General features: G+C 55.3%; 6 protein-coding genes and 3 pseudogenes. All 9 read left to right on the top strand.

Translation table 11 applies throughout. The features are described 5' to 3' along the window. Positions 1-427: 427 nt before the first annotated feature. Positions 428-547: pseudogene (locus AC1DSG_RS24280) on the top strand (flavodoxin); the annotation flags it as partial. A 49-nt stretch (positions 548-596) separates the two neighbouring features. Next, a complete protein-coding gene (locus tag AC1DSG_RS24275; RefSeq protein WP_477793165.1) occupies positions 597-1,766 on the top strand; it encodes a (R)-mandelonitrile lyase in 1,170 nt (389 codons plus the stop codon). A gap of 1 nt (position 1,767) precedes the next feature. After that, positions 1,768-2,850, top strand: coding sequence for an alpha/beta hydrolase (locus tag AC1DSG_RS24270; protein WP_477793164.1), 1,083 nt, complete (start codon positions 1,768-1,770; stop codon positions 2,848-2,850). A gap of 42 nt (positions 2,851-2,892) precedes the next feature. Further along, complete coding sequence (locus tag AC1DSG_RS24265; protein WP_477793163.1) at positions 2,893-3,948, top strand: alpha/beta hydrolase; 1,056 nt, start codon at positions 2,893-2,895, stop codon at positions 3,946-3,948. An 80-nt stretch (positions 3,949-4,028) separates the two neighbouring features. Beyond that, positions 4,029-4,906, top strand: a pseudogene (locus AC1DSG_RS24260) (LysR family transcriptional regulator). An 82-nt stretch (positions 4,907-4,988) separates the two neighbouring features. Further along, entirely contained in the window at positions 4,989-5,171 is a 183-nt protein-coding gene (locus AC1DSG_RS24255) for a hypothetical protein (protein WP_477793162.1), read from the top strand. Positions 5,172-5,632: 461 nt separating this feature from the next. Beyond that, a complete protein-coding gene (locus AC1DSG_RS24250; RefSeq protein ID WP_477793161.1) occupies positions 5,633-5,995 on the top strand; it encodes a DUF6124 family protein in 363 nt (120 codons plus the stop codon). Positions 5,996-6,319: 324 nt separating this feature from the next. Next, the gene (locus tag AC1DSG_RS24245; protein ID WP_477793160.1) at positions 6,320-7,126 is read left to right on the top strand and encodes a glycosyltransferase; all 807 of its coding nucleotides are present in this window, start codon (positions 6,320-6,322) and stop codon (positions 7,124-7,126) included. Between the two features lie 82 nt (positions 7,127-7,208). Then, positions 7,209-7,626, top strand: a pseudogene (locus AC1DSG_RS24240) (2OG-Fe(II) oxygenase); the annotation flags it as partial.

The raw sequence follows: 7,626 nt of genomic DNA, 5'->3' as shown, positions 1-7,626 counted from the left end.
ACATTCATCAGTCTGGTCGTGGCGCGTGAATTCAGTACTGAGATGACCGGGCGCTCGACCAGCCATCGATCAGTTAAGCCTTAACGCGAACCGTAGCAGCTGGCGAAGCCTGCGTCCGGCTGCGTAGCAGTCGTGAAATCAGCTGATGCGGTGTTTCAGGCAGACCGCAAACTCATGTTTTACGACTGCTACGCAGTCGAACGCAGGCTTCGCCAGCTGCTACGGTTCGCGTTAAGGCTTAACTGATCGATGGCTGGTCGAGCGCCCGGTCATCTCAGTACTGAATTCACGCGCCACGACCAGACTGATGAATGTACCTCATGAACCCTTGCCGATTTATCCGTCTAGTGCCCATCCCTTAGCTCGCTTACTGTTTGCGCAGCGGTAATGCATCAGGCCGGCGTGACCTGAGTGCACCAAAAACTGTTCCGTTCTCCAAAGCCATGCGCCCAAGGCCAAGGTGATGGATGGTTTCGTCATGGAGGGTGAACAGGAACGCAAAACCATGGAACGCGTTGAGCGACAGCCCTCTCACACGCTAACGCGCGTTTCTCCTCTGCCTTGCTGTCGACTCACCCCCTTTAGGAGCTCCATTGATGAACCCCCTGATTGCCCCACTTGTTGCGTTGTCGCTCTTGGCCGGAGAAACCTGCGCCCAGGCCTCCAGCGAAATCCGGATCAGCAGTGCAGGCTCTCAGCCCTCAGTGAAGGGCRYAGCAGAAAACTTCACGGGCACGGTACGTGTTGATGGCCTGTTCAAGGGTGATCACCCAGCCCGCATCGGCGGCGGCACGGTGACCTTCGAACCCGGTGCGCGCACGGCGTGGCATACCCATCCGCTGGGGCAAACGCTGATTGTCACTGCCGGCGTCGGCTACGTGCAGCAAGAGGGCGGCCCACGTCAGGAAATCCATCCGGGTGACATCGTCTGGATCCCGCCGCAAACACGCCACTGGCATGGAGCTACTGCCGCCAACGGTATGACCCACATTGCAATCGCTGAAGCCGAAGACGGCAAAACCGTCACTTGGGCGGAAAAGGTCTCAGAGGCGCAGTACGAAGGGTCGAGCGTTGTCGCTCAGAAAGCCTTGGCAGCGCAAACCGTGAGCAACACACAACCCGTTTCAGACACGCTGTCGGCCAAGCAACAGGCCATCCCACTGATCGCAGCCTTAATGGCCACTAGCGACATGCCCACGCTCAACGCTGCGTTGAACCAAGGTCTGGATGCCGGCCTGACGGTCAGCGAGGCCAAGGAAATCCTGACGCAGCTCTACGCCTATGTCGGTTTTCCGCGCAGCTTGAATGCACTGAGTGAGCTGATGAACGTCGTGCAAGCACGCAAAGAGCGAGGCATCCACGACGCGCCTGGACGTGAACCCAGCCGTGCCATTCCAACAGGAGAGGCCTTGCTTGCAGCAGGAGCGGCCAATCAAACCCGTATCTCAGGTGGCCCGGTCAAGGGGCCGGTGTTCGATTTCGCGCCTGTCATCAACCAGTTTTTACAAGCCCATTTGTTCGGCGACATCTTCGAGCGCGACAACCTCGACTGGCAAAGCCGTGAGCTGGCAACCGTCGGGGCTTTGGCCGCCACGCCGGGTGTGGAGTCGCAGTTGCGCTCGCACATGCGAGCGAGCATGCGGGTAGGACTGAGCGAGGCACAACTGCGCCAGGTCAGCGAGGTTCTGGCCGAGCGAGGGGATGAACACTCCGCCAAACGGGCAAGTACAGCACTGACATATGCACTGACTGCCTCGGGAGGTTGATATGAAGACTGGAAAAAATCTGCGGAGCATGGCCCTGATGAGCCTGCTTGCCGCCGGTGCGGCCCATGCCAGTGAGTCAAGCCGTGTCGTCGCCCCCTTGATGATTCAGGAGCAAGGCAGTTTCGCCGCGGGCGGGACGATGACCACAGCACCGGGCACATTCGACCCACGTAAACCCATGTTGCCTGATGGCCAGACCTATCACGGTGACCATGCCTACACCTTCTACCAAATCCCGGTCGATGCCCGAAAGCTGCCCATTGTCATGTGGCACGGCGCAGGCCAATTCTCCAAGACCTGGGAAACCACCGCTGATGGCCGCGAAGGCTTCCAGAACATCTTCCTGCGCCGCCAGTTCGGCGTGTACCTGATCGACCAGCCGCGTCGTGGCGATGCCGGGCGCAGCATGGTCGAGGCGACGATCAAGCCTGTGCCGGACGAGCAACTCTGGTTCAACCAGTTCCGCATCGGCTTGTGGCCCGACTATTTCGACGGTGTGCAGGTTGCCCGGGATGCGCACACGCGCGGCCAGTTTTTCCGCGCGATGACGCCGAACACCGGGCCGTTCGACATGGACGTGGTTTCTGATGGCGTGTCGGCGGTCTTCGACAGAATCGGCCCCGGCATTCTGTTCACTCATTCGCAGGGTGGCGGGCCGGGTTGGCTGACGGCGATCAAGAACAACAAGGTCAAGGCCATTGTGGCCTTCGAACCGGGCAGCAGTTTCGTGTTCCCGGAGGGTGAATTACCCGCGCCGATTCCCAGCGCGTTTGACACGGTGCAGGGGACGGCGGTGCCGATGGCGCAGTTCATGGCGCTGACGCGCATTCCGATCCTTGTCCTTTACGGCGACAACATCCCGGAGCAGGCCATCGACTTGCCTGCCCAGGACAGTTGGCGCGCCCGACTCACGATGGCCCGGCTATGGCGCGATGCCGTCAACCAGCATGGCGGCGACGTGAAGCTGATCCACTTGCCGGAGATGGGTATCAAGGGCAATACCCACTTCCCCATGTCGGATTTGAACAACGTACAGATCGCGGACCTCGTGTCCAAATTCCTCGCAGAGAAAAAGCTGGACTGACGAGAAGTACGCGGTTGCATTTTTAGTGCTCAGGAGCATCACATGAGAAACACATTTTTGAAGGCAACACTCATGGCGGCTATGGTTGGCATTTCTACTGGCGAGGCCGGAGCCGCAGATTACAAAAAAAACCCGTTTACGCTGGCTTACGACGGCGCAATGACCAGCAATGAGCCCGGCAAGGTCAATATCCATCCGGTCACCTACAAACTCAATGGCCTGGACATTGCTGCCAACGTCTACACCCCAGCCAATTACGATGCGAAGAAGGTCTATCCAACGGTGGTGGTGGCGCATCCGAACGGCGGGGTGAAAGAGCAGGTGGCGGGTTTGTATGCGCAGCGACTGGCTGAGCAGGGCTATATCACGATTACCGCAGATGCCGCGTATCAGGGCGCAAGTGGCGGACAACCGCGCAGCATCGACAAGCCCGTGAACCGCATCGAAGATATCCACGGCATGGCGGATTTCATCACTCAGTACGCGGGTGTTGATGGGAAACGCGTGGGCCTGCTCGGCATCTGCGGCGGYGGTGGCTACTCGTTGGCCGCAGCGCAAACCGACAAGCGATTCAAGTCGGTGGCGACGGTGAGCATGTTCAATTCAGGACGGGTGCGTCGCAATGGCTACAACGACTCTCAACTGGACTCGATCCAACAACGCCTGCAACAGGCTTCCGCAGCCCGCGCCCAGGAAGCGGCCGGCGGTGAAGTGCTCTATTCGGGTGATGCCAACCTCACCGACGAGCAGATCGCCAAACTGCCGTTCGACTTGTATCGCCAAGGTTACGAGTACTACTGGAGGACGCATGCGCACCCTAACTCGACCTTCAAATACACCACGAGCAGCCTGTTGGATCTGATGCGCTTTGACGCCATCAACCAGATCGAACTGATTAATCAGCCGTTGCTGATGATTGCGGGCAGCAAGGCCGACAGCCTGTACATGACCCAGGATGCATTCCCCAAAGCCACGGGCACCCAGGACAAGGAATTGTTCATTATCGACGGCGCAACCCATATCGAAACCTACTGGATGCCCCAGTATGTCGACGCCRCTGTCGGCAAGTTGACAGGCTTCTACGCAAGAACTCTGTAATTCGCTGTTCATTTGACACGCCGCAGGCGGGACATGATTACATGGGATAATCCCGTGCTCCTCATGAGAGGTTCTCATCAATGTCCCGAGCCAATCTTAACGACCTGCAAGCCTTCGTGGTCATCACCCGCGAAGGCAGCTTCACCCGCGCCGCCGCACAGTTCGGCGTCTCGCAGTCCGCGTTGAGCCACACCATGCGTGCACTCGAAACCCGGCTCGGTGTCCGCCTGCTGACCCGAACCACGCGCAGCGTCTCTCCCACCGAAGCCAAACCATGGCGCCGCGCTTCGACGAAATTGAACTCGAACTGGCCGCGGTCAGTGAGTTTCGCGACACCCCGGCAGGCAACGTGCGGATTCAAGCATTCGAACATGCGGCGAACAACATACTTTGGCCGAAGTTGTTGAAGGTTCTTCCCGACTACCCGGATATCAAAGTGGAAATCACCGTCGACTATGCACTCTCTGACATCGTCGCACAGCGCTACGACGCAGGAGTGCGTCTGGGTGATCAAGTTGCCAAGGACATGATTGCCGTTCCGGTTGGCCCTCAATTACGCATGGCGGTAGTGGGCTCCCCGGAGTACTTCAAGCGGCGGCCTGCACCGAAAGTGCCTGGCGATCTCGCGGACCATAATTGCATCAATCTACGTCTGCCTACTCACGGAAGCCTCCTGCAATGGGATTTTGAAAAGGACGGTCACGAACTCAAGGCTCGCGTCGAAGGACAATGGACGTTCAACAGCAGTGGACCGATCCTGCGCGCTGCCGTGGCGAGTTGCGGGTTGGGTTTCTTGCCAGAAGATATGGTGTCGAAGGAGGTTGCCGACGGAAGTCTTGTGCGGGTACTGGAGGATTGGTGCCAACCTTTTTCTGGCTACCATCTCTACTACCCTAACCGCCGTGAGCACTCGTCAGCGTTTGGTGTAGTGGTTGACGCGCTGCGCCATGAGCGCTGAGCAGTCCATCATTAAGGTGCTTTGGCGGCAGTCATCAATCTATGGCTAGACTCAATCACCTACATAGAAGGTCGGGGGCATCATGAACTTCATTCTCTGGGTCATTCTTGGCACCAACGGCGCACAGCCCGCTACAGCGGTCGACCATGCGGAGTACAAGAGTATGGAGGCGTGTCAGCACGCAGCCGATCAGATCAAGGAATCACTCGGAGGGGTCCAGTTCCAGATTCACACCCTCTGCACACCCACGGAAATAAAAAAATAAAGCGCGATCATCAGGCGCCCGCCGCCCGGAGCCGGCTCGCTCCCACAGCGATTTCGTGTGAGCGACTCAGCGAGAGATTTGCCTCTACTTTGCTGGCGTTTAAACAACAAGAATCTTGCCTGTTTAAATGAAGCCTCCTGTTACCACCCAAAGGCTACAACGCCTTGCGTCATCGCCTACGGGTAAGACAGAATTCGCCGGCTTGTGCGTCCAGGGCACGGGTTCTATCGTGGCTGGGTCACTGAAAAAMAGTGATCGGGTTTGGTAGACCCGCAGCATCGACGCATAGCGTCACCTTCAGCGGTCCTTTTTCAGGACTGAGTTTTTATGGTGGCCATGCGCAGGGCTCCTTCGGGGGCGCCGGTTCCGATGCCCGGTCTACCAACCTTCGTATGGCCGCCACCCTCCGTTTGGTAGCGAGAGGGTGATGGCTCCGTTTAAGTAGCATCGGAGTTTCATCTATGATTAAACCAACACCCAACCCACCGGAAACCGATCCGGCATCCCCCTACGAATCCCTCGATTCGAAAAAATTCCACGAAGCCGCCGAGCGCGCCCTGGACCACTACCTCAATCCGGCTGCCCAAATCATGGCCAGTACCCACGAACCCGACCCCATGTTCCTCGCCAACCCAAAGTACAACACCGAATCCCTGCTGGCCAATGCCAGCGAATCTCTGGGATCGGCTACCACCATGCTCAGCAATTTTGCGGCGTTACTGGACAACTCACACCGCAAGACTTTACTGGGGATTACGCAAGTGGTGATGTTGGGGGAATTGGCGGTGAATCAGGCGTTGGATCACGTTGAGCTGAAGGAGTAAGCGCGCCCCTCTGTGGCGAAGGCTGGCTCCTCGCCACAGAGGGAGATGTAGTACGCCGTCCCAAGAAGCTCACCTGACCAGCCTTCCGATCTGACAAATTAACTCACGGATATTTACCTGTAGAGTGGATCCTTATAAGATGAAATTCGCATTTGCTCCTCTCCATCAGGCGTTGAGTTAGCTATGGCTATTCAGCGTATGAAAAATCGACTTAACAGATCAGGTTTTATAGTTATGCGAAATCATGCGCGAAGATATAAGCGGCAACTGGATACAAGCTCAATTATCTCTGCGTCTAATTATAATACCTTGAGTGCCTAAACGATGAGTAGTGCTAATTTGTCGGCTGACAACTCTAATGCATTTAGCATAGTGATAGTAAATTACAAGACACCAGAAATTACCAAGATATGTTTAGACCTATTGCACCAGCATGTGGGTGGAAGTGTCCCGATATGGGTGGTTGATAACTATTCCGCCGATGAAAGCACTGAGTATTTGAGATCGCTTGACTGGATTAATTTAATCGAGCGTTCTATTTCTGAACCGGAGCCAGGCCATATCGCGCATGGCAAAGCACTTGACCTGGTTTTGGAGCGAGTTGAAACTGATTATTTATTCCTCATGCATACAGATACATTTGTTTTCGATAAAAACGTTTTTCCGATGATGATGAATAAATGCATTAAAGATAAAAAAGTCGTAGCCGTCGGTTGTGTAGAGCAATTAAATCGTGGAGCCACCAGAACTCTTTGGCGCTTTAGTTCGCGCCTGTTCAAACACCATTTCAGACGCCTGAAAATCTCTTTGGGATTACGCTCTAGAGAGCCAAAGCCATACAAGGAAGTGTACTTGAAGAGTTTCTGTACGTTGTGGAACTGCAAACTTATAAAACAACACGGCCTGCATTTTTCGATGGATGACCGTGTTCCTGGTTATACCCTCCAAGACCGCATGACCGAACTTGGCTATGTCGTTGAAATGTTATCACCGCGTAAAATATTCAGTTATCTTGATCATATTCAGTCTGGTACTGTCGCAGCGGCTGGTGGCTATGAATCGACGCACAGGCGAACAAAAATGTACAATAACATCCTTAAGCGCCTGAACACGGACAGCAGCAAGAAATAAGTTGAGCAAGCCTGCACGAGCAGTGCATTTGACTCTGTTTTAAGTTGTCCCATGATTTTTGTATTAAGTTATTGGAGCGGTAATGGCACCCATCACTCAAGCACTACCTATCACCCTCTCCCCGGAGCTTGATTTTGACCAGAACGCCGCCAGCGCCTTTGGTCATTCATTGACCAGTCACTATGTTCAGGCTACGCCATTTCCGCACATCGTTATCGATAACTTCTTGCACGAAGAGCTGATTGCAAGTATATGCTCGCACTTTCCAGTCGAGCCAACCAACAACGAAATGATCTACGAGCGCGGCTATAAAGGTCAGCTAAAACGTCAAATCAGTCCCAATGAATGCCCCCCTTTCCTCAAGACTGTTTTTAACGCTTTTAACTCGGCGCCCATGTTGCAGTTTCTTGAAAAGCTCACAGGCATCGAAGGTTTGATACCCGACCCTTACTTTAGCGGTGGCGGGCTGCATGAAACGAAGAGTGGTGGTTTTCTTGGGG

The sequence above is a fragment of the Pseudomonas sp. P5_A12 genome (genome assembly GCF_056400685.1).
The sequence above is the reverse complement of the archived record's forward strand: the minus strand, read 5'-3'. Positions and strand labels throughout refer to the sequence as shown.

Coding starts and splice junctions, on each gene's coding strand:
- AC1DSG_RS24245 (WP_477793160.1), top strand. CDS start 6,320: ATGAGTAGTGCTAATTTGTCGGCTGACAACTCTAATGCATTTAGCATA.
- AC1DSG_RS24270 (WP_477793164.1), top strand. CDS start 1,768: ATGAAGACTGGAAAAAATCTGCGGAGCATGGCCCTGATGAGCCTGCTT.
- AC1DSG_RS24255 (WP_477793162.1), top strand. CDS start 4,989: ATGAACTTCATTCTCTGGGTCATTCTTGGCACCAACGGCGCACAGCCC.
- AC1DSG_RS24250 (WP_477793161.1), top strand. CDS start 5,633: ATGATTAAACCAACACCCAACCCACCGGAAACCGATCCGGCATCCCCC.